Raw genomic sequence first — 19452 nt, 5'->3', positions numbered from 1 at the left:
CTCAGCGCAAGCCAGAACAGGTGAAAGCTGCCCAGTAGCGGGGATGTGAAAAGGGTTCAGAGTCGGGAGAATTTCTGAATTTCTGAATCTGAAGTGTCACTCCGGCGTACTTTTTATATTCACTATCCCATTTTAAATAGTCTGCTGACTCAGGCAGGTTTTGGTTGCGTTGTGTTCTAGCCTCTTTGCGCTTGGTTTCTAACATTTGGGAGAGTGTTCTGATATCTTCTTGGGTAAGGGATCGCAATTTTTTCTGTGCTTGTTGCAAAGCTTCCGGGCGAGTTTTACCTTCTTGCCGATGCTGATAGTAAAAAATAGAAAAGAGGGCTGTAGCCAAGTCATTCACTGACCAGAGCGTACTAATAACGCTTCTTGCCCCAGCACACAAAAAGCCCATCGAGAGCGTCAGAATCTCATCAGCCAGAGATTCAGGAACTCCCAAACCTGTCTCACAGCAGGAAAGAAATACATCCAATAGTTTTGGAAGTCGCCAACCTGGAGTAAACAGTTCTCCCAGTGTCACCGTCTCATCTGCTAGTTGCAGTATTGATTCTAGTGGTTTATCAAGACGAGATTTGGCATGGTGGCAGGAATGAAGCACCTGAACTTGGGAAGCTAATTGACGATAGTTGCTTTTTGTGGCTTGACTGCGACCTTTCAAATGCTGACTTTCAGGGATATTGAACAGATAAGCAATTTGCTCTGCTTCAAAACTGGCACAGGGTAGGTCTTCTGTGGCATCTGCAACGATACCGTAGTTGAAAAAATCTCCGATTGGATGTCGATTTTCGCGGTCTTGGCAGAATTCTAAAACTTGACAACTGGGGACATAGCGAATTAGGAATTTATCACCCAGATACGAGTGTTCAGTGTCTTGAATAGGCAAAGCTGCAAGAGGAATTTGGTGCAACAGCAAGTGAGGGACTAAAATTAGTTCTTCAATGCCTTGGAGATAGTGGTCAATCAGGTGATCAATTTGCAACCGTTGAGCGAGATCACTTAAGAAATCACTAACCTGAGACTGCCAAGTCTCTCCATCGTTAAGGTATGGTTGTAACCAGTTTTCATAAATCCAGTTTTGCAATGTTTCTATTCCTTCTACTGCACAGGTATGAAGATAGGGAGGTGACTGATTTTGCCGCAGGACGAAGATATAAGTGTTGTTGGTCGTTGTGTAGAAACTCACGATAGCGGTGGTAGGTTGATCAATGAGCTGCTGCATCTGGGCTAAACTTGGGGCGCTAACTTGAATTTCGCCAGCAAGTACAGGATCTAACCGCCTGATTTGTTCAAAGACTTGCTGCTTTTGGAATTCTAGGGTGGCAATCGCCTCATTGTAAGCTTGAAAAGCAGGACGATTTTGGATGAGACCTCCCGCTTTCATCAACCCTTGGTTCCTGTCAGAATCAATATGAGAACGTTCTGAGTCAATTTGATTTTGTAAGCTTTCATGTTGCTGCAATAATTCTTTAACGTTTGGAAGAATATTGCCCCCAGAGTAAAGGTCATTACTTGCCATCAAATCTACGAGGCGTTTGGAGCGCGAACGCTCAACAGTTTCAACCGCTCTATTTAGTTGACCAGCTTGAATGCAGACTTGCACCATACTTGCATAGACATTAAAGGCTTCTCCCATAATTTCTTGTCTACGAGCATCGGTGCTGGCCCAAGAGCGGCTGGTTTCTATGGCCTCAATAGCGATGCTATAAGTTTCAATTGCTTCAGTCCACTGCCCTTCAGCTAAGTATATGTCGCCCAAAGTGCTTGCTGTTTTGAAGCTCTTCTTCGGAAAGGCAGCAGGTTTGAAAATTTCTAATGCTAGTTGAAAACACCTGATTGCCTTGACAACCTTACCTTGGTTCTTGTAGGCAAAGCCCAAGTTGTTTTGAGCACTAGCCCATTGTTCGGGAAACGCTTCGCGTCTGTAGATTTTCAAGGATAACTTGAATGCTTCAACTGCTGCTTCCAGATTCTGCCCCCAGTTATCTTTCATCGAGCTGAAATATGCAGCACCAAGATTCGTGTGGGTATCTGCCCATTCTTTAGGAAAATTACGATAGGTAAAAACTTTTAAGGCTAACTGGAATGCTGCAACCGCGAATTTCATGTTTTCAGCTTGGTCGCCATGAGTGCATTTAAAGTAAGCAATCCCCAAAAAGTTTTGTAGCGCAGCCCATCTTGCAGGAGATTCCTCGTAAGTATGAATTTGCAACGCTGCTTCATACGCCTTGATCGCTGTCTCTAAGTTCTCTTTTTCGCTTCCTCGCATCAGCTCACTATAGGCAAGCCCTAAATTCGATTGGGTATCTGCCCAATCCTTTGGAAACTTTTCACGCGTATTAACTTTCAAGGCATTTTCACAGTGAATAATAGCCTTTTCCAGGTTGTATTCGCGATCCTCTTTTATTCTATCAATATATGTAGCGCCTAAATTAGTTTGGGCATCTGCCCATTCTTGAGGAAACTTTTCATCGCTATAAACTTGTAAGGCATTTGTGTAAAAAATAATCGCTTTTTCTAGATTTTCTGCCCTGTCTCCCCGAATCTTAAAACGGTAAGCACTTCCTAGATTGGCCTGAATTTTTGCCCATTCCTCTGAAAAAGCACTGCGAGTATGAACTTGTAAAGCTGCTTCAAAAAACTTGATCGCTGCATCCAAGTTATCAGATCGAGCGCCCCGAATCCGATCGCTGTATGCAATACCTAAATTGTTTTGTACACTAGCCCAGGCTTCTGGGAAGGCATCGCGAGTAGCAACAGTCTCGACAACCTTGTAGCCTGCAATAGCTATCTCAATATTATTAGCTACATCCCCTAGTGGAAAATTTTGAATAAATCTACTGAAATCATTGAGACTACTCGCAATGGCTTTTGCTTCTATGGAGGTTGCTTTAAACAACTTACTCATTGTCCAGCGTTGTAAGTCTTGAGCCAATTCTTCATTTTTCAGCTTGTCTAAGTTCTCTCGCAATAGCTTCTCTAAAACTTGCCAGTCGCTATCGCTATCTACAAATTCTTGTAAAATATTTAGGAGAAAATAGAGATTATTTTTTTTGCTTTTTTCACGTTTGTTTGATGAAATTTTGCCAAATCCTTTTGCCATAAATTTTGAGTTCTTTATTTATACAAATTTAAAGAAAATATAGGTAGTTGTGTGGCTTTCCCTAATAGATAAATTTTCATTGAATCGAAAAATGTGATTAACCCTTAACTTGAGATTAACAAAATACTAAAATCATGGTAATTGATAAAACTCTTCTAATTTCTCTAACAAGCTTTCTGCTAAATCTAGTAACTCTATTGCATCATTATTGCTACTTGAATCACGATTATTATTGGTAGCAGTCACGCCACCAGCTAAAATATTTTGTGCAGCACTGAGCCTGTCATATTCATCGGTAATATTAAAGCATTTTTCCAAATATGCAACAGTCTGAGGCAATCCCTCAGTTTCTAGTTGCTGTTGCACTCTAACGGCTAAAGGGCTATGACTTTCTCTTACCCACACAGCGGCTGGATAATCGCTTGCCAAAAATCCCTTCACAGCCTGGATTGCATCTAAATACCACCACCAACGTTGAGGAGGAATTACTTGAGCTTTTCGTCTCTCTGTTAAATTGACAAAGCGCGATAATTCCTGATAAAAATCCTTGGCTTTCTCAACTAATTGGCGGTCTGCTTTTGACAGGAAAGTTTTTTCTTCATGAGTGAGTTGAGATTCAATTTCTGTGACGCGATCACGCATTTGCAGCATCTCTAAATGCTCCGCACCACTAACATCAGGAAACTCAACACTCACGCAATAGTTTTTTAAGAGAGGATTCATAGCTCTAACTCCTTTGCTGAACCTAGATAGACAAACGCTGAATTAGCTAGATAGCCTTCGGGGTCATCAGGAGGAAAGGCAGTTTCTAAAACCCCATCCAAGCTAATCATCACTAGCCATAGTTTATCCTCCACAATGGCTACCAGTGTGGGATAAATCGTTTCTCCATAAACATAGAGATAAACATTGGCATCAAGATTAGTAACTACAAAAGTGATGAGCGCATTATATTGTTCAAGGGTAGCATCATCTGTTAAATGGCCTAAGCGAATCCTTTTGACCAAATGAAAGTCTGCTTTCTCAGGTTTCCAAATGATTTTATCTCTGATTTTTTCAATCGCTTGAACAACCGCTTTTCGCTTAAATTCATCAATAATCAATTGACTTTTACCTTTCTTAATCTCCTCTGTCTATATAGTTTTTAGGGAGCTTTTCTTGCTTAAACTTCCCCACTGCTAGCAAAATTGCCTAAAAAACCATCTAAAATAGAGGCTAATTTTTCTATCAGACTTTCGGCTAAATCCAGTAATTCGATTTCATCGTTTCTATTACTAGCATCGCGGTTATTGTCTCCACTTATAATTCCTCCCGCTAAAGCATTTTTTACGGCAAAAGTCCGGTCTTCTTCATCGGAAATACTGAGGCATTTTTCCAACTCAATCGCAATTTCTTCTGGCGATTTAGCTTTCAGCCTCTCCCGTACCTGCACAGCAACCGGGTCATCACTTTCCAAAAAAGTTGTCAGTGATTCTCTAACCGTTCTACCCTGCGGGGAGAAGCGCCTTATCGCTGTCTGAACATAATCGCGCAGACTCATCCCTTTTGAGGCAGCCAGTTCTTGGACTTTAATGGGTACGTCTACCAGCACCATCCCAGAATTGTCGCTGACCTGATAAAGTTCATCTTCCTGCTTGACAGCCACCAGCAAGTCTGCATCCAATTTATGCAAATAGTTCAGTACCGACTCTAACTCGTGGTTTTTAAGTGCCGACTCCAGCTTGGACACGGCTGCTTGTTGTACTCCCAACTTTTCGGCTAACTGTGCTTGAGTGAGTCCTGCTTTGGTGCGTAACTCCCGCATCGCGTCAGTCAGGTAAAGCCGCAGATACTCTAACTTACCAGCCAAAACTACTTCTGAGTCATCGCTTACCTTTGTTTGGAGCCAGTTTTGAAAGTTGTACTGCTTTTTCATTAGCTTTCTCGCGCCTTCAGTTCGCGGAGTCTTTGTCTCGCTGGTTCTTTGTCTTTATCTTTGATGGCACCGTCGTATTTCTTCATAAAAGCGTGCAGCACTACAAATCGCTGGGGAGTCACAGGAGTCAGGATGAACCGAGGGTTATGTTCGCTCTTGGTCATGCGGAACTCGTACAGGTCATCCTCTAATTTCTCGAAGATGTCGCTAGTTAGAGACGCTAAACCTTTGGAACACAGGTATCCGAGATTGACTTGGAGCCGCTTAGTTTCTGCCGGGGTTAGCACTGGCGACGGCGCGGCGCTTGGTAGTTCCTCCTCTGGCATCATTCTGATGAAAAAAGCTAGTAATTCCTTGGGGACTTCCCCGCCAGCATCCTGATACAGCTCCCAAGTCCACACCATGTCTTACCTCTTACGATAATATTCCTGCTGAGGAATGTCAATAAAAATATTCTCTCAAAAGAATGTAAGGCTGTGCCAACCATATCTCCAGTATTCTGCTTGCAAGTTAAGGCAAGGTAGCAAAACTTGTGTTATGGAGTATCCTTAGCCGGTGGAAGCAATTAATTTTCAATCCTAGCTCTCACGGTGGCTGAGGCATCAATCGGCAGGCACCCCACAAGGCGCAAACCCGTTTATTTTTTATATAGATTTGGGGAGCCGGCACATTGCAACCGGCTTTTGTTGTGGAGTTAATTAGTTTTGAATGTTTTTCTAGGCGATTAGCCTCTTGCCCCCCTCATCACAATCGAAATCCATCAGGCAACAACTCGGCTGCCGGCATTTCTGTGAAACCTTCCCGTCCTTGAAAAATGACAAGTGCATCTGCCCCAAACTCAAAAATAAATTGCCGGCACGCACCACAAGGAGAGCAAGGCACCTTTTGTTCATTAACCACAGCAATTGCCTGAATTTCCATTGCCTCACCTTCCGCCGCCACTGCTGAACAAATCGCCACTCGTTCCGCACAAATCGTTAAACCATAAGAAGCATTTTCAACATTGCAGCCGGCAAACAAATTCCCCTTTTTTGTCAGAACCGCCGCCCCAACCTTAAACTGAGAATAAGGAGCATAAGCCTGTTTAACCGCCTCCAACGCTGCCGGTAAAAGTCGAGAACGATCTTCATCCGAAAGACTAGAAGCCATCATCTTCCTGTTATTAACAAATATTTCCTAATCTCCAAAATCTCAATCACTGCTTTTGCGCTCAGGCGATCCTGCCGGCACCGGCATCACCAGCACCTTATCAACGCGGTTGCCATCCATATCCACCACTTCAACCCGTAGATTATGCCACACAAAATGATCAGCAGAATTGGGAATACGCCCCAACTGCGTAATTACAAACCCCCCCATTGTGTTATAATTTTCATCCTTCTCTTCCCGAACATCCTCAATTCCAAATAGTTCAAAAAACTCATCCACCGATAACATCCCATCCAGCAACCAAGAACCATCCTCACGTTGCACAATTTGCGGATCATCCGACTCATCAATAGAGGGAATATCCCCAACAATCTCTATTAAAATGTCATTAATCGTCACTAATCCCTGGATAATGCCGTATTCATCTACAACCAGCACGATGTGAGTGGCCGTTTGCTTGAATAACTCTAGAACTTTCAATCCTCGCGTGCTTTCTGGGACAAATAAAGGCCGGCGCAACAGCATGGTCAAATCGAGTGGTTCCCCGGCCAAACAACGAGATAATAAATCCGTCACTTGCACAACACCCAGCACATTGTCAAGCTCGCTCTGACACACCAGAAGCCGAGAATGGTTGCTGTGGATCATCTTTTGCCGGTTTGCTTCAGCCGAGTCTTCAAGGTTAAGCCAGACAATTTCTGGGCGCGGCGTCATCAGCGCACTGACAGGGCGATCCCCCAGGCGAAACACCCGTTCCACCATGTCTTGTTCCGCTTCCTCAAACGTTCCCGCCTCAGTGCCTTGCTCAATCAAAACTTTGATCTCTTCCTCTGTCACTTGTGGCTCTGTAGAGGGTCTGATGCCCAACATCCGCACCACAATATCGGTAGAAGCGCTTAACAGAAACACAATGGGAGAGGCTAATCTAGCCAACATCCGCATCGGAATGGCGACGGCAGCAGCCAGTGGTTCCGGGTTATTCAGTGCCAATCGCTTAGGCACGAGTTCACCAATAATCAGCGTCAGATAGGTGATGATCAACACTGAAATTAGGGTAGCGAGCAATTCCCTGTATGGATTCAGGAAGGGAACCTGACTGAGCAGCGGCCTGAGTATTTTAGAAAATGTCGTTTCACCGTAGGCACCGGAGACGATTGCCAGCAATGTGATCCCCACCTGAACAGTTGGCAAAAACTGATTCGGGGCATTTGCCAGGTCTAGCGCTGTACGGGCCTTAATATCACCTTGGTTGGCTATTTGTTGCAATCGCGCTTTGCGGGAAGAGACGATGGCCATCTCTGACATAACAAACAGGCCATTTGCCAAAATTAGCAGGAGAATAATCAGAATTTCAATGGTTGAGGACATTGCGAAAAGTGCTGGGGGTTAGGGGCTAGTTTGACGTGAAGAGTGTAGAGCCGGTCTTTAATTTCACTGTTTACTCGTTACTTTTCAGTCTCCAGACTTCTGACTTCTGAGCTTGCAACTAAATTAGCATCTTGTGCCCAACAGTAAATATGCCACAACCTCTGTTGAGCTGCGAACCGGCTTCTAAAATGAGGAAAGTAGGCAAATACACGCCTGCTGTCTTGTCCCTTACCCGCAAAACGATTGCACAACTGCTTTAATATCCGATTGATTCGGGGTAAAAAGCAAAACTTAAAAAGCTAAAACCCAGCGCTATCAAGGATCTCAACAATTCTCTTCATCTAGAATCTAAACTGTAAAATCGAGACTATGGCTTTCTCTTCTATTATTCGTGCCCTTGGGCGAACCCAGCTAAGTACAGAACTGCTGAACAAACTGCACCGGCAGCGTTCCCTTGCCCTCAATGGCTTCCCTCGCTTGCCCAAAGGCATGGTGGCTTCAGCCTTGGCACAGCAAGAAGGGCGCAATTTGTTGGTTGTGGCAGCAACCTTAGAAGAAGCCGGTCGCTGGGCTGCCCAGATCGAAGCAATGGGCTGGCAAACTGTGCATTTTTACCCCACCTCGGAAGCATCGCCTTACGAACCATTTGACCCTGAATCCGAGACAACTTGGGGACAATTGCAGGTACTCGCAGATTTGGTGCAGGGAGAAAAAAATTTAGCCATTGTCGCCACAGAACGGGCACTGCAACCTCATTTACCCCCTGTTGAGACGTTTAAACCCTACTGCCTCACCCTGAATAGAGGCATGACATGGGATTTAGCCACCTTCAGCGAGAAGCTAGCGCAGTTGGGCTATGAACGGGTTCCCCAGGTGGAAACAGAGGGACAGTGGAGCCGGCGCGGCGATATTATTGACATTTTTCCGGTTGCCGCTGAATTGCCGGTGCGCTTGGATTGGTTTGGCGACGACTTAGAGGATCTGCGAGAGTTTGACCCCGCAACCCAGCGATCACTCGATAAAGTTGACCGGCTGGTACTCACTCCCACGGATTTTGCGCCCATTGTTATTGAAGCGCTGCCCAGCAATTTTAAATTTTCCAGCGTAGATTTAGAATTGGAGGAATCAAACGGGCAATCGAAAAATTCAAAACCCTTAGAAGGGGTTCGCCGGCTCTTAGGTATGGCATTTGATGCGCCGGCATCCCTCCTCGACTATTTACCTGAAAATACTTTAGTTGCAATTGATGAGCCAGAACAGTGTCAAGCGCACGGTGATCGCTGGTATGAGCACGTCGAAGAACACTGGCAAACCGTAGGCGCACCCCTATCGCTGCCCAAAATTCACCGCTCTTTTACAGATTCCCTGGCAGCCGCCGGCAGCTTTGAGTATTTAACTTTATCGGAACTCGCAGAAACCTCAGCCAGTCAGCAATCCGCGCTCAACTTGGCCAGCCGGCCTGTTCCTGTCACGCCGCACCAATTTGCAAAAATCGCCGAAATTGTGCGGCAAGAGCGAGATCGTGGCTTTACCGTGTTCCTCGTCTCCGCACAGCCTTCGCGCTCAGTTTCTCTGCTGCAAGAGCACGACTGTCCTGCCCAGTTTGTCCCCAATCCCCGCGACTATCCCGCGATTGATAAGTTAGCGATCTCGCACACGCCGGTGGCGCTGAAATACAGTGGACTTGCAGAACTCGAAGGGTTTGTTTTACCAACGTTCCGCTTGGTTGTTGTTACCGATCGTGAGTTTTTCGGCCAGCATTCTTTAGCGACGCCCAGCTATGTTCGTAAGCGCCGGCGTGCCACATCCAAGCAAGTCGATCCCAACAAGCTCAGTCCCGGCGATTATGTGGTTCACCGGCATCACGGCGTCGGCAAATTCCTCAAGCTAGAAAGTCTCAGCATTAACAAAGACACCCGCGAGTATTTGGTGGTGAAGTATGCAGACGGCTTGCTGAGAGTTGCCGCCGATCAGTTGGGTTCCCTGTCGCGCTATCGCACTGCTGACGGTAGAGCACCGGAACTCAACAAATTAACCGGCAAAGCGTGGGAATCAACGAAAAACAAAGTTCGCAAAACTGTTAAAAAGCTGGCGGTTGACTTGCTCAATCTCTATGCCAAGCGATCGCAGCAGCAGGGAACCGCTTACCCGCCGGATATGCCTTGGCAGCAAGAATTAGAAGATTCTTTTCCCTATCAACCCACAACGGATCAGTTAAAAGCGACTCAAGATGTAAAGCGGGATATGGAAAGCGCTCGCCCGATGGATCGCTTAGTGTGTGGTGATGTCGGGTTTGGGAAAACAGAGGTGGCGATCCGAGCGATTTTTAAAGCCGTGACTGCCGGCAAACAAGTCGCCCTCCTGGCACCGACAACGATTCTGACGCAGCAGCACTATCACACCCTGAAAGAACGGTTTGCCCCTTACCCGATTCATATTGGCTTACTCAATCGCTTCCGTAGTGCTGAGGAACGCCGCGAAATTCAGCGCCGGCTGGCAACGGGCGAACTTGATGTGGTTGTCGGCACTCAGGCAATTTTAAGCAAGGGTGTCAGCTTCAAGGATTTGGGGCTGATGGTGGTGGATGAGGAACAGCGTTTTGGGGTGAATCAGAAGGAAAAAATTAAATCCCTGAAAACGCAAGTGGATGTGCTGACGCTTAGTGCTACGCCGATTCCCCGCACATTATATATGTCACTGTCGGGAATTCGGGAGATGAGTTTGATTACAACGCCGCCGGCATCTAGGCGTCCAATTCAAACCCATTTAGCCCCTTATGATGGGGAAACGGTGCGAACTGCGATTCGTCAGGAGTTGGATCGCGGGGGTCAGGTGTTTTATGTGGTGCCGCGTGTGGATGGCATTGAAGAGGTTGCCGGCCAGTTGCGGGAAATGCTGCCGGGAAGCCGGATTGCGATCGCACATGGGCAGTTGGATGAGTCGGAGTTGGAAGCGACGATGCTGGCGTTTAGTGCCGGCGAGGCGGATATTTTGCTCTGTACAACCATTATTGAATCGGGTTTAGATATTCCCCGCGTGAATACGATTCTGATCGAAGATGCTCAGAAGTTTGGTTTGGCGCAGTTGTACCAGTTGCGAGGACGGGTGGGGCGTGCCGGCATTCAAGCTCATGCCTGGTTGTTCTATCGCAAACAAAGTCAACTTACGGATAATGCGCGGCAGCGTTTGAGAGCGATTCAAGAGTTCACTCAGTTGGGTTCTGGCTATCAGTTGGCAATGCGGGATATGGAAATTCGAGGCGTTGGCAATCTCTTGGGTGCAGAACAATCTGGGCAGATGGATGTGATCGGCTTTGATCTGTATATGGAAATGCTGGAAGAGGCGATTCGCGAAATTCGCGGTCAAGAAATCCCGCAGGTGGACGATACGCAAATCGATCTGCACTTGACTGCGTTTATCCCGGCTGATTATATCCCGGATTTGGATCAGAAGATGAGTGCTTACCGGGCTGTGGCGTCTGCCGGCTCGAAGCAGGAGTTAAAGCAAATTGAGGCAGATTGGCGAGATCGCTATGGTGCCATGCCACGCGCTGCAGAGCAGTTGGTGCGGGTGGTGGAACTGAAACAGTGTGCCAAAAAGCTGGGCTTTTCTCGGATTAAACCGGAAGGATCTCAGCACGTTGTTTTGGAAACGCCTATGGAGGAACCGGCTTGGAATTTACTCAAGGCGAATTTGCCAGAACATTTGCAGTCACGATTTGTTTACAGTGCCGGTAAAGTGACGGTTCGAGGCTTGGGTATTTTAAATGCCGATAAGCAACTGGAACACTTGATCGATTGGTTGGGCAGAATGCAGGGGGCGCTGCCAGAACCGGCATTGGTTTAAATCTTGAGGTTGAAGCGGCAGTTTTTTTGCCGGCTTCAACCTTTGCCTTCAACTTTTTGCCACTTTCAAGGCGTCTGCTTGCTTCTGGGTTGTAATAATCGCTTTCTCTGGCACTTGCGCCCCGTCGCGCAGTTTCACGCCAACCACAACAGCCCCCGTCCCAATCGTCACACGGTTTCCCACGGTAGACTTAAACAGCACGGCATCATCGCCAATCGTCAGGTTATCACCCACTTCCAGCGGCCCGTGAAAGACAATATTATCATCGGTATCGAGATTGTTACCGATGCGGATGCTCGTCCCTTTGAGCGCGTGGAACGTCACCCGATCTTCTATTTCAGCATTGTTGCCAATAATAATGGGAGAACCTTCATCGGCGCGAATTGAAGTTCGCTCTCCGACAATGCTGTTACTGCCCAAGCGCACATCTCCAACCAGGCGAACAAACTCATCAAGCTGCACATTATCGCCAAGGGTGGGGCTAACGGGGGTAGGATTCCAAGAAGTCTTGGGTGCGATACTGGCACCTGTCACTGCTTGATATCCTTGTTCGTTATACAGTTCGCTATAGTGTTCGGCAAACTCCTCATTGACTTCCAGCACCTCGTTTTGGAATTGCGAGTTATCTTCAGTCTTCAAGGCTAAGGCGTCTGCTTGTTGCTGAGTCGTGATGACTGCCCCAATTGGTACGATCCGATCTTTGCCGATCCGCACATTGGAAACGGTTGCACCGTGCAGCACAAAGGCACCATCTTCTAAAACAACATTGTTGAGGCGGGCGTGGAAACCTATAAAGGTGAAGTTACCGATTTTTGAGTTCTTGATGCTGGCTTGGTGTGCGATGCTGACTCGTGTGCCGGTGCTGCTGGATGACGCACCACACTCTGTCTTGGGGGCTGGGCTATCCTGTCGTGCCACGAAATGGATATTGTCTTGGAAGTTGGTTTCGTTTCCAATACAAATTCGGCTGTCGGGATCTGCCCGTAAAATAGTATTGCTAGCAATAAAAACTTTTTTGCCTACCGAGACATCACCAAATAGCTCTACTAGGGGACTGATGTAGCTAGAGTTGACCACAACCTTCAGAGGATTTAACAAACTAACTAGCTCATTTTCTGAGATCGCGATTGTAACTGCCCCGAAAGTCAGAGCGCTCAAGAGGAAAACGAGGAGCAGAGGGACTTTCCACTGCTTTCTGGATTTATTGGCCATAATAAACTGCCGCACACTATTTTAAGAAAGTTGCAGTCATAACAAAACCGGCTGACAAGTGCTCCAGCCGGTGAGGGTAAAAAACGCTGCTTGCCGGCGCGAGCTAGATGCCGGTGTTGCCCTCTAGCGCCGGTGTTTAACGTTTAATTTGGTTTACTGCCGATCAAAATTCTATAACGTTCAGGTCATTCGCTCGTGTCTCTACACTGGGTTAGGTATCCGTTGTTATTTCGCCGGCACTTCTAAGCACTAAGAAATAACCTCCAAACCTCTTTGTCACCTTTGAAGTGATTGAGACGATTTCGATTGGTAGCAAAAATTACACTTTAAATTTATGAATTGATACTAATTATATTATAACTTAAATATTTTTAGGCTTCAAGGCAAGTCAATCTTAGGGTGTACTATTAATAGCTGCACTTTCAAAAAATCCGACTCTAGGTACTTCTGTTTTTAGGACAAAACGTTTTATATAAGATATAAAGCTTACTTCTATGCTCCCGACGCAGCAGCCAAGTTTGATAACGACTCCTTTAAGCTCGGCTCACAAATTCTAATCAATTGCCTTGATCGGAAAATCCAACTGATTTTTGGCACAATCTATATGCAAAATAATGGCTGAGTTTGCCAAGTTTTCTCGCTTGACTGACACAGCTCATGCTGTGGCTCGTCTTACGGTGCAATAACCTAAATTTATTAAAAGGTTCGGATTTTTCTGCATTAGTTTTAGGAACAATCTATTGGCGGGTGTGTCATGATAAAGAGGAATGTTACAGAACATTAAGCTAAATCCATAAAACCGATTAGGTGAAACTATGGGCACCATCTGGACAAACTCTCCCTCAGCCTCTTTCTCTAGTTTAAAGGGAGCTGGAAAACGCTTAAAAGCGGCCAAACGCGCAAAACTTTCCAAACTCAAAATCGATCTGCTGCAACCCGTGCGTCAGCGGCTTGATCAATGGGAAATTCGCGATCCTGAACTTGCTAAATTTCTGTATAAAGCGATTCCGGCGCAGTGTCCCTTTGAGCGAGATATCAAGTTATTTGGCCGTAAAGTTGGGCATATTCCTCCATTGTGCAAGCTCAATCCCCTGTACGATCAATTGGTTGGTTTGCGTTTTCGCGCTTTGTGCTATTTAGTTGATGAGTGCGGTGTAGATATTCAATCTTGCGCCTGAAACTACAGAACAAAACCGTGATCTCAAAACCAAAAACTGTTGCAACAGCTCAACTCATTAAGGATCGCCGGCATCCCAAAACATTTGCACTTTCTTTTCGCCCGTTACACAGCTAAATAGTCCATTGGGGAAAAGCGGGAGTGCCGGCATAACAATCGATAGAGTCTTTACGACGAGAAGGCTCTAAAAGTATAAATCACCGCGCGGCTGGCTCCAGAATCGCTCAAAACAGGCAACGCGCTTCACTGTCAAGAATTTCTACTAGCAATCATATTTCACCCAAATGGGTGATCCAAAAGCATGACTTCAAAATAAGGGAAGTCAAGATACAATCGTGGCAAAGGAAGTGAATCACATCACCCTACTTTACTTCTGCCATAAACCCTCTTCTGATATGGGAACTTCTTAAAAGCGATTCTCCTCAAATATAGAGAATCAATCGATAATTAGCCTTAACCTTTTGGAGTGATTTCAATCATGAAACGGTTTGCTAGCCTTCTCTCAGTTACAATGCTGTTGCAATTCTTGCCGGCTATCGCTCAAGCTCAAGAAACACTCGATCCCATCCAGCAAGTTGTGGCGGCTGGGTTAATGACTAACTTTCAAGATGGAAACTTTTACCCAGAAAAACCTTTAAGCCGCGCCGAACTCGCAACGATTTTGGTAAAAACCTTTAAGCTGGATAAACGCGCTTCCGCACAAAAAGAAACAGTGTTGGAAGTTCCTGATGTTCCCTCTTCTCACTGGGCATCTAACGATATTCAAGTTGTTTTAAAAACCGGCATTATGAACGGCTATCGGGATGGAATGTTTTTTCCCAACCAAAGAGTGAGTCGGGCAGAAGCCTTTGCAATTTTCGCGCAAGCTCATGGCGTCTTTCAGTTTCCCGATGAAAACGTTGCCGCGATTATGGATAAATATCCGGATTCCGCAACGATACCGGCTTGGGCAAAAAAATCGATGGCGACAGCTTTGTATGAGGGATTTGTAAATACTGATGCGGCAACTAACCGCATCAATCCTTTAAATCCGATGACACGGGCGGATATGGCTTACGCATTAAGCCAATATTTGGAACGGCAACAAAGACCGGCTTCTGTTCCCAGCGCAGAGAGTTAAAATGGTGCCGGTGGGGTGATATTCTTCCTAGGAAAGATCCGTAAAGGAGGCAGTGGAAGTGAACCAGACGATGGAAATTAAAGTTGATCGTCAACCCAGTGAAGAACACCTCAACCGGCTGGGTGTTTTTAGTTGGGGAATTTGGACGAAAGAAGTCTCTGAGTTTCCCTGGATGTATGACGAGGCGGAAACTTGTTACTTCTTAGAAGGAGATGTGGTGGTGACGCCGGCAGGAGGTGAGCCGGTTCAAATGGGCAAAGGAGATTTAGTCACATTTCCGGCTGGGATGTCTTGCACTTGGAACATTCGCAAAGATGTGAAAAAGCATTATCAATTTGGATAATTTGCTTTAAAATTTAGCACTCTGCCGGCCTCTGCTAAAAACAATAGTAGGCAGTGCCGGTTGAGTGCTTTAAAACTTCTGTACTGTTATAGTAATTCACAGGGAGAGGCGCAATCTTTCGCTTCACCAGACACTTCCTTGAGAATTATTCTGTGAGTGGAAATAGTATCTACTCCTAGACTACAGCATCTCAGTAATTTACAATTATCTTATCAATTTAGAAAATCTTCCAAGTGAGTGCAGAAATGAAAAATTTTGAACTTCCTCTTGGTTTAGAAAGATTTAGAAGTCAATTTGAAGCAACTATCAAGCCCTATATTGAAATTCAAACTCACGTGACAAGAGAAGTGAATCCTTGGCAAAGTAAATTTGCTGGATTTCCCTACTTGCCCAAAAACTTTGATTATCCCAAAACTCCAGAGGGTGAATATCTCTACCTCCTTGCCCAAATTAATTTTGAAAAGGTTCCTCACTTAGAAGGATTTCCAGAAAAGGGAATTCTCCAATTTTATATTTCTGAGCGAGGAGACGGCTTCGGTTGTGATTTTGAAAACCCGACAATTCAGACAGGGTTTCGCGTGCTTTATTTTCCCGAACCTGACTTGAACGAGGATCACCTACTCACAGACTTCAGTTTCTTACCAACTTTTTGGGCTAGAAACCATAATCCTTTCAGGATATCTCGGTCATCGCCACCAGATAAAAAAGATTGCTTTGCTTTAACTTTCAAATTAAAATATTCTCCAATTACAACTGCCGATTTTAAATTCGACAAATTAATCGGAGAAGAGATATGGGAAGCCTGTGAAGAGAATTTCTGTGAAGAGAATGACTGTGAAAATAATGGCTGCTTGTTATGGGAAGAATATCACAATAGATTTGAAAAGGGGCATCGGCTAGGAGGTTATCCTTTCTTTAGTCAAAACGACCCCAGAGAACTCTTAGCAGAAGAAGCAGATCAGTATATTCTCCTGTTACAAATTGACTCCGAAGGTAAGACCACAGACTCAATTCAGATCATATGGGGAGATGTGGGTAGATGCAACTTTTTTATCCAAGAATCAGCCTTGAGAAATCTTGATTTTTCTAGCGTTTTGTATAATTGGGATTGTGGATAAGCTAGGCTTTTATACAGGGAAAGGGGAAGAAGAATTCAAGATTTTGATTTTTTGCCTAAAATTGCGAATGGCGTTCGCCTTAGCTGTCGGCCAATTTCTGATCAAAACCAACAGGGGTGACTTAGACGTTCAAAACCCACACTTGTATGCGTTAGACGATCCTGCGTACCACACCCTCAAGAATACAGCCGCAGCAGCCATTCCAGCAATTTGCCAAAAGATGATCAGCGCAAAACCAGGGGCGCAATCGTGACGGCGGCTACCAAAAGAGAAATTGATTTCATCAAAGCTTCACAATCTCGGCGGGACTTTTCTTTGTTCCTTTACCAAACTATTTATTGAAATTTGTATCGTTGTAAATAGGAACAGTAAAGAAACAAGCGACAGCCCACTCACTGGTAGGTGAAGTTATGACTCAACATAGATTCGATCTCCTGCACCCCGTGCGTCAATGGCTTGATCATCTGGAGATTCACAATCCTGAAGTCGCTCAGTTTATTTATAAAGCGATTCCCGCTCAGTGTCCCTTCGAGCGAGATATCAAAATCTTGGGTCGCACCCTGTTTCACATTCCGCCGATGTGCAAGCTCAATCCCCTCTACGATCAACTGGTTGGCTTGCGGTTTCGGGCGATGTGTTATCTCGTGGATGAGTGTGGCATTGATTTACAAGTCTGGTCTTAATTTCAGATGGCTCTGATTTTAGATTTTAGATTTCAGATTTTAGACTCACCACAAAATCCAAAACCCAAAATCCAAAATCTAAAATCCAACATTCAACGAGCCTGATTCAGAATTTAATCGGCTGTTACTAATTCGGTGCTGCCACGAGCGCGGCGGCGAGTTAGAGAATTAAAGAGCATGAGACCAATTGCTTTGATCAAATTGCCTTCTAATTCTTGGAAAAGCTTCATGTTCATGCCAAAGGCATCATTCGCTTCAGTGACAATGCGATCTGCAGTGGCTTCATCAATAGGCAAATCGTTCATTGCCTGCCGGTAGGTGGCTTTGAAGGCTTTTTCGTCAGGAATTTCTGCAAACTCGTAGAAAGCGGTGCCTTCACCCTCTGTTAAGTTCATTCCCCGTTGGGCAATGCCTTTGAGGATTTGGCCACCTGATAAGTCACCCAGGTAGCGAGTGTAGGAGTGAGCGGCTAAGAGTTCAGGAGCAGAGTTAGAGACGTTGCGAATTTGCTGCACGTAAGCTTGAGCTGCCGGTGAGGGAGCTACTTGTTCGCGCCAATTCGGGCCGTAGTAGTATTGTAGATCCTGCTCTAAGCTGGCCTTGCGGTTCAACTCAGGGAAGTAAAATTTAGAGACAATCGGGTGCTGCCGGTTGCGTTCCATCTCTTCTTCCATTGCGGAGTAGACGAAGTAGAGGTTGCTGACGAGCTTCCGATAAGAGGTTTTCTCAACGGTGCCTTTTAAGAAGCACTTGATAAATCCGACATTTTCTGCCATCGTGTGGGACTTCTTAGTGCCCTCACGCAATTTGGTCGCTAGATTACTGCTCATGCTAAATTTCTCAACAAAATTGACGGTGCAGGACGTTTGATGCGGCCCAAAGTCAAAAAGCCACCCCAAATTGTTAGGTTAAAGCGATTTGATGAGAAATTTCATTAAGATTTCTGAAGCAAATGCTTGGGGAATCTGGAAAAGGCTGCCGGTGCTTGGAAAAGAGCTTTTTCTGCCGGTTTACAGTTACGAGCAAACTCGTCTGATGCTTGGTTCCACGCAGATCGAATAGGCCAAGCATTGCTAGCCTGTTATGGTGAGTTTTTGACTTGCGCCGGCACTTCTATTTAAAGCCAAACCTCAGCAAGTCCTTATTCGTTCGGCTGGGGTAAATCTGGCTGTGGCGACTCAACTGGAGGAGATTTTTCGGCATTCCCATCAGGATTTTTAACAGCGCCTTCAGCATTTTTAGGAGTGCTAGAAGCACCGGCAGGCGCTTTATCTTCAGAAGTGCCTTGAGGTTGCTTATCTTGAGCAGGATTCTGCGGTTTTTTATCCTTACGGGTGGTTTCAGGTGGTTTAGAGTCTTTGTCCTCCTTTTTCCATTCTAAGAGGGGTCGATCAATCGCAGTTTCCAAATGTGTAGGCACCAACAGCACCTCAATCGCTTCAAGCCGGTTCTCTGAGGGATTGGCTTGGGCATACAAGAAGCTTTGATTAAAATCCGGCTTGCCCAAAATTAGGCGATGGGTTTGCTGATTTTTGAGCTTGACTTCTACAGTCCCCACCGGCTCATCTAAACCAAACTCTTGGCGCTGCTTGGCTGGGTTCGTCATCACGATCGTGCGAGCGCTTTTACTACTGCTGAGTAAACTTAACAAGTAAGCCACTGATGCGTCACTTGCCGGCAATTTAGCCCCTGGCTTGGGTAAGACGGCAGGTGTGGGAGAGGCTGTTGGCTTGGGAGATGCTGTGGGTGAGGTTGTTGCTGCCGGTGTTGGTGAAGTTGTTGGTGTAGGTTCGGTTGTGGCTGCCGGCGTTGGTGAAGTTGTTGGCGTAGGTTCGGTTGTGGCTGCCGGCGTTGGTGAAGTTGTTGCTGCCGGCGTTGGTGATGCTGTTGTTGCCGGCGTGGGTGATGCTGCAAATACCCCGCCGCCAGCCGATGGCTCACAGGTGGCTGGATTTTGGCTAGTACCGGGTGTTTGAGTGGCGGCTGGAGTTTGTCCAGGTTTTGCGGCTGGGGTTAGAGCCGGTGGCAGGCAGGCTGCTGGAGCCGGCTGCGGTTGATCTGCCAAATCTACAACCGTCATCATCCAGATCGGTTCCCCTGGTTTTACCGGCTCTTTCTGACTCACTCGCTCAAACGCTAGGGTTTGTTTTGGGGTGTTTACCCTCAGAGATTGCACGTCATCTTCCCGAAAGGAAAAGATTTGCTGCTGCTTCGTCTTTGCCGCTTCCCGTTTAGGAGCCTCTTGAACCTCATAAACGTAAACAACCCCACCCAAAAGCACTGCCGAGAGCATCAGAATTAGAGTAGATCGCTGCAATTTCATGGTGAATTCTGACGGTTAAATTGTTAGGGTTTAGTAAGCTTTCTATGCACAAATATAGTTGAATGTCAAGTTCTGATTTTAGAATTTTAAATGGG

18 protein-coding genes are annotated in these 19452 nt (G+C 45.8%); 8 read left to right on the top strand and 10 right to left on the bottom strand.

Features of this window, described 5'->3' with window-relative positions:
* Position 1: 1 nt before the first annotated feature.
* From H6F73_RS01345 to H6F73_RS01315, 7 genes are all read right to left on the bottom strand, one after another.
* Positions 2 to 3103 carry a CHAT domain-containing protein gene (locus tag H6F73_RS01345; RefSeq protein WP_190757022.1) on the bottom strand — a complete coding sequence of 1034 codons (3102 nt, stop codon included), beginning with the start codon at positions 3101 to 3103 and terminating at the stop codon, positions 2 to 4.
* Positions 3104 to 3235: 132 nt separating this feature from the next.
* On the bottom strand, positions 3236 to 3826 hold the full coding sequence (locus H6F73_RS01340) for a hypothetical protein (protein ID WP_190757021.1): 591 nt from the start codon (positions 3824 to 3826) through the stop codon (positions 3236 to 3238).
* Entirely contained in the window at positions 3823 to 4206 is a 384-nt protein-coding gene (locus tag H6F73_RS01335; RefSeq protein ID WP_190757020.1) for a hypothetical protein, read from the bottom strand. The genes H6F73_RS01340 and H6F73_RS01335 overlap by 4 nt, the downstream gene beginning before the upstream one ends.
* Positions 4207 to 4265: 59 nt before the next feature.
* Positions 4266 to 5018: a helix-turn-helix domain-containing protein gene (locus tag H6F73_RS01330; RefSeq protein WP_190757019.1), complete on the bottom strand. Its 753-nt coding sequence runs from the start codon at positions 5016 to 5018 to the stop codon at positions 4266 to 4268.
* On the bottom strand, positions 5018 to 5422 hold the full coding sequence (locus H6F73_RS01325; RefSeq protein ID WP_190757018.1) for a type II toxin-antitoxin system RelE/ParE family toxin: 405 nt from the start codon (positions 5420 to 5422) through the stop codon (positions 5018 to 5020). Before H6F73_RS01325 ends, H6F73_RS01330 begins: the two co-directional genes overlap by 1 nt.
* A 340-nt stretch (positions 5423 to 5762) precedes the next feature.
* Positions 5763 to 6170 carry a cytidine deaminase gene (gene cdd, locus H6F73_RS01320; RefSeq protein ID WP_190757017.1) on the bottom strand — a complete coding sequence of 136 codons (408 nt, stop codon included), beginning with the start codon at positions 6168 to 6170 and terminating at the stop codon, positions 5763 to 5765.
* 39 nt (positions 6171 to 6209) lie between these two features.
* Positions 6210 to 7535: a hemolysin family protein gene (locus H6F73_RS01315; protein WP_190757016.1), complete on the bottom strand. Its 1326-nt coding sequence runs from the start codon at positions 7533 to 7535 to the stop codon at positions 6210 to 6212.
* Between the two features lie 369 nt (positions 7536 to 7904).
* Between H6F73_RS01315 and mfd the strand changes: the two genes are divergently transcribed.
* On the top strand, positions 7905 to 11381 hold the full coding sequence (gene mfd / locus H6F73_RS01310) for a transcription-repair coupling factor (protein WP_190757015.1): 3477 nt from the start codon (positions 7905 to 7907) through the stop codon (positions 11379 to 11381).
* A gap of 48 nt (positions 11382 to 11429) precedes the next feature.
* Here mfd and H6F73_RS01305 read toward each other — a convergent pair whose 3' ends face one another.
* Positions 11430 to 12593: a carbonate dehydratase gene (locus H6F73_RS01305; RefSeq protein ID WP_190757014.1), complete on the bottom strand. Its 1164-nt coding sequence runs from the start codon at positions 12591 to 12593 to the stop codon at positions 11430 to 11432.
* Between the two features lie 815 nt (positions 12594 to 13408).
* Between H6F73_RS01305 and H6F73_RS01300 the strand changes: the two genes are divergently transcribed.
* The 6 genes from H6F73_RS01300 (at position 13409) to H6F73_RS01275 (ending at position 17034) form a co-directional block, all read left to right on the top strand.
* Positions 13409 to 13771, top strand: coding sequence for a Mo-dependent nitrogenase C-terminal domain-containing protein (locus tag H6F73_RS01300; RefSeq protein WP_190757013.1), 363 nt, complete (start codon positions 13409 to 13411; stop codon positions 13769 to 13771).
* A gap of 477 nt (positions 13772 to 14248) precedes the next feature.
* A complete protein-coding gene (locus H6F73_RS01295; protein WP_190757012.1) occupies positions 14249 to 14890 on the top strand; it encodes an S-layer homology domain-containing protein in 642 nt (213 codons plus the stop codon).
* Between the two features lie 58 nt (positions 14891 to 14948).
* The gene (locus H6F73_RS01290) at positions 14949 to 15233 is read left to right on the top strand and encodes a cupin domain-containing protein (protein ID WP_347239444.1); all 285 of its coding nucleotides are present in this window, start codon (positions 14949 to 14951) and stop codon (positions 15231 to 15233) included.
* A 233-nt stretch (positions 15234 to 15466) separates the two neighbouring features.
* On the top strand, positions 15467 to 16351 hold the full coding sequence (locus tag H6F73_RS01285; protein ID WP_190757011.1) for a DUF1963 domain-containing protein: 885 nt from the start codon (positions 15467 to 15469) through the stop codon (positions 16349 to 16351).
* 67 nt (positions 16352 to 16418) lie between these two features.
* Positions 16419 to 16604 (top strand): hypothetical protein, encoded by a 186-nt coding sequence (locus H6F73_RS01280; RefSeq protein ID WP_190757010.1) that lies wholly within the window; start codon positions 16419 to 16421, stop codon positions 16602 to 16604.
* 157 nt (positions 16605 to 16761) lie between these two features.
* Positions 16762 to 17034 (top strand): Mo-dependent nitrogenase C-terminal domain-containing protein, encoded by a 273-nt coding sequence (locus H6F73_RS01275; protein ID WP_147683968.1) that lies wholly within the window; start codon positions 16762 to 16764, stop codon positions 17032 to 17034.
* A 113-nt stretch (positions 17035 to 17147) separates the two neighbouring features.
* On the opposite strand, the gene H6F73_RS01270 is transcribed toward H6F73_RS01275, so the two are convergent.
* The gene (locus H6F73_RS01270) at positions 17148 to 17864 is read right to left on the bottom strand and encodes a heme oxygenase (biliverdin-producing) (protein WP_190757009.1); all 717 of its coding nucleotides are present in this window, start codon (positions 17862 to 17864) and stop codon (positions 17148 to 17150) included.
* 126 nt (positions 17865 to 17990) lie between these two features.
* On the opposite strand from H6F73_RS01270, the gene H6F73_RS01265 reads away from it, so the two are divergent.
* Entirely contained in the window at positions 17991 to 18155 is a 165-nt protein-coding gene (locus H6F73_RS01265) for a hypothetical protein (protein ID WP_190757008.1), read from the top strand.
* A gap of 20 nt (positions 18156 to 18175) precedes the next feature.
* On the opposite strand, the gene H6F73_RS01260 is transcribed toward H6F73_RS01265, so the two are convergent.
* Positions 18176 to 19357, bottom strand: a complete 1182-nt coding sequence (locus tag H6F73_RS01260; RefSeq protein WP_190757007.1) for a DUF4340 domain-containing protein — start codon at positions 19355 to 19357, stop codon at positions 18176 to 18178.
* Positions 19358 to 19452 lie beyond the last annotated feature (95 nt).

It is taken from the genome of Microcoleus sp. FACHB-68, assembly GCF_014695715.1.
Classification (GTDB): domain Bacteria; phylum Cyanobacteriota; class Cyanobacteriia; order Cyanobacteriales; family Oscillatoriaceae; genus FACHB-68.
Note: the sequence above shows the minus strand (reverse complement) of the source record. Positions and strands in the feature narration are given on the sequence as shown.

Coding starts and splice junctions, on each gene's coding strand:
- H6F73_RS01345 (WP_190757022.1), bottom strand. CDS start 3,103: ATGGCAAAAGGATTTGGCAAAATTTCATCAAACAAACGTGAAAAAAGC.
- H6F73_RS01340 (WP_190757021.1), bottom strand. CDS start 3,826: ATGAATCCTCTCTTAAAAAACTATTGCGTGAGTGTTGAGTTTCCTGAT.
- H6F73_RS01330 (WP_190757019.1), bottom strand. CDS start 5,018: ATGAAAAAGCAGTACAACTTTCAAAACTGGCTCCAAACAAAGGTAAGC.
- H6F73_RS01325 (WP_190757018.1), bottom strand. CDS start 5,422: ATGGTGTGGACTTGGGAGCTGTATCAGGATGCTGGCGGGGAAGTCCCC.
- cdd (WP_190757017.1), bottom strand. CDS start 6,170: ATGATGGCTTCTAGTCTTTCGGATGAAGATCGTTCTCGACTTTTACCG.
- H6F73_RS01315 (WP_190757016.1), bottom strand. CDS start 7,535: ATGTCCTCAACCATTGAAATTCTGATTATTCTCCTGCTAATTTTGGCA.
- mfd (WP_190757015.1), top strand. CDS start 7,905: ATGGCTTTCTCTTCTATTATTCGTGCCCTTGGGCGAACCCAGCTAAGT.
- H6F73_RS01305 (WP_190757014.1), bottom strand. CDS start 12,593: ATGGCCAATAAATCCAGAAAGCAGTGGAAAGTCCCTCTGCTCCTCGTT.
- H6F73_RS01300 (WP_190757013.1), top strand. CDS start 13,409: ATGGGCACCATCTGGACAAACTCTCCCTCAGCCTCTTTCTCTAGTTTA.
- H6F73_RS01295 (WP_190757012.1), top strand. CDS start 14,249: ATGAAACGGTTTGCTAGCCTTCTCTCAGTTACAATGCTGTTGCAATTC.
- H6F73_RS01280 (WP_190757010.1), top strand. CDS start 16,419: ATGGCGTTCGCCTTAGCTGTCGGCCAATTTCTGATCAAAACCAACAGG.
- H6F73_RS01275 (WP_147683968.1), top strand. CDS start 16,762: ATGACTCAACATAGATTCGATCTCCTGCACCCCGTGCGTCAATGGCTT.
- H6F73_RS01270 (WP_190757009.1), bottom strand. CDS start 17,864: ATGAGCAGTAATCTAGCGACCAAATTGCGTGAGGGCACTAAGAAGTCC.
- H6F73_RS01260 (WP_190757007.1), bottom strand. CDS start 19,357: ATGAAATTGCAGCGATCTACTCTAATTCTGATGCTCTCGGCAGTGCTT.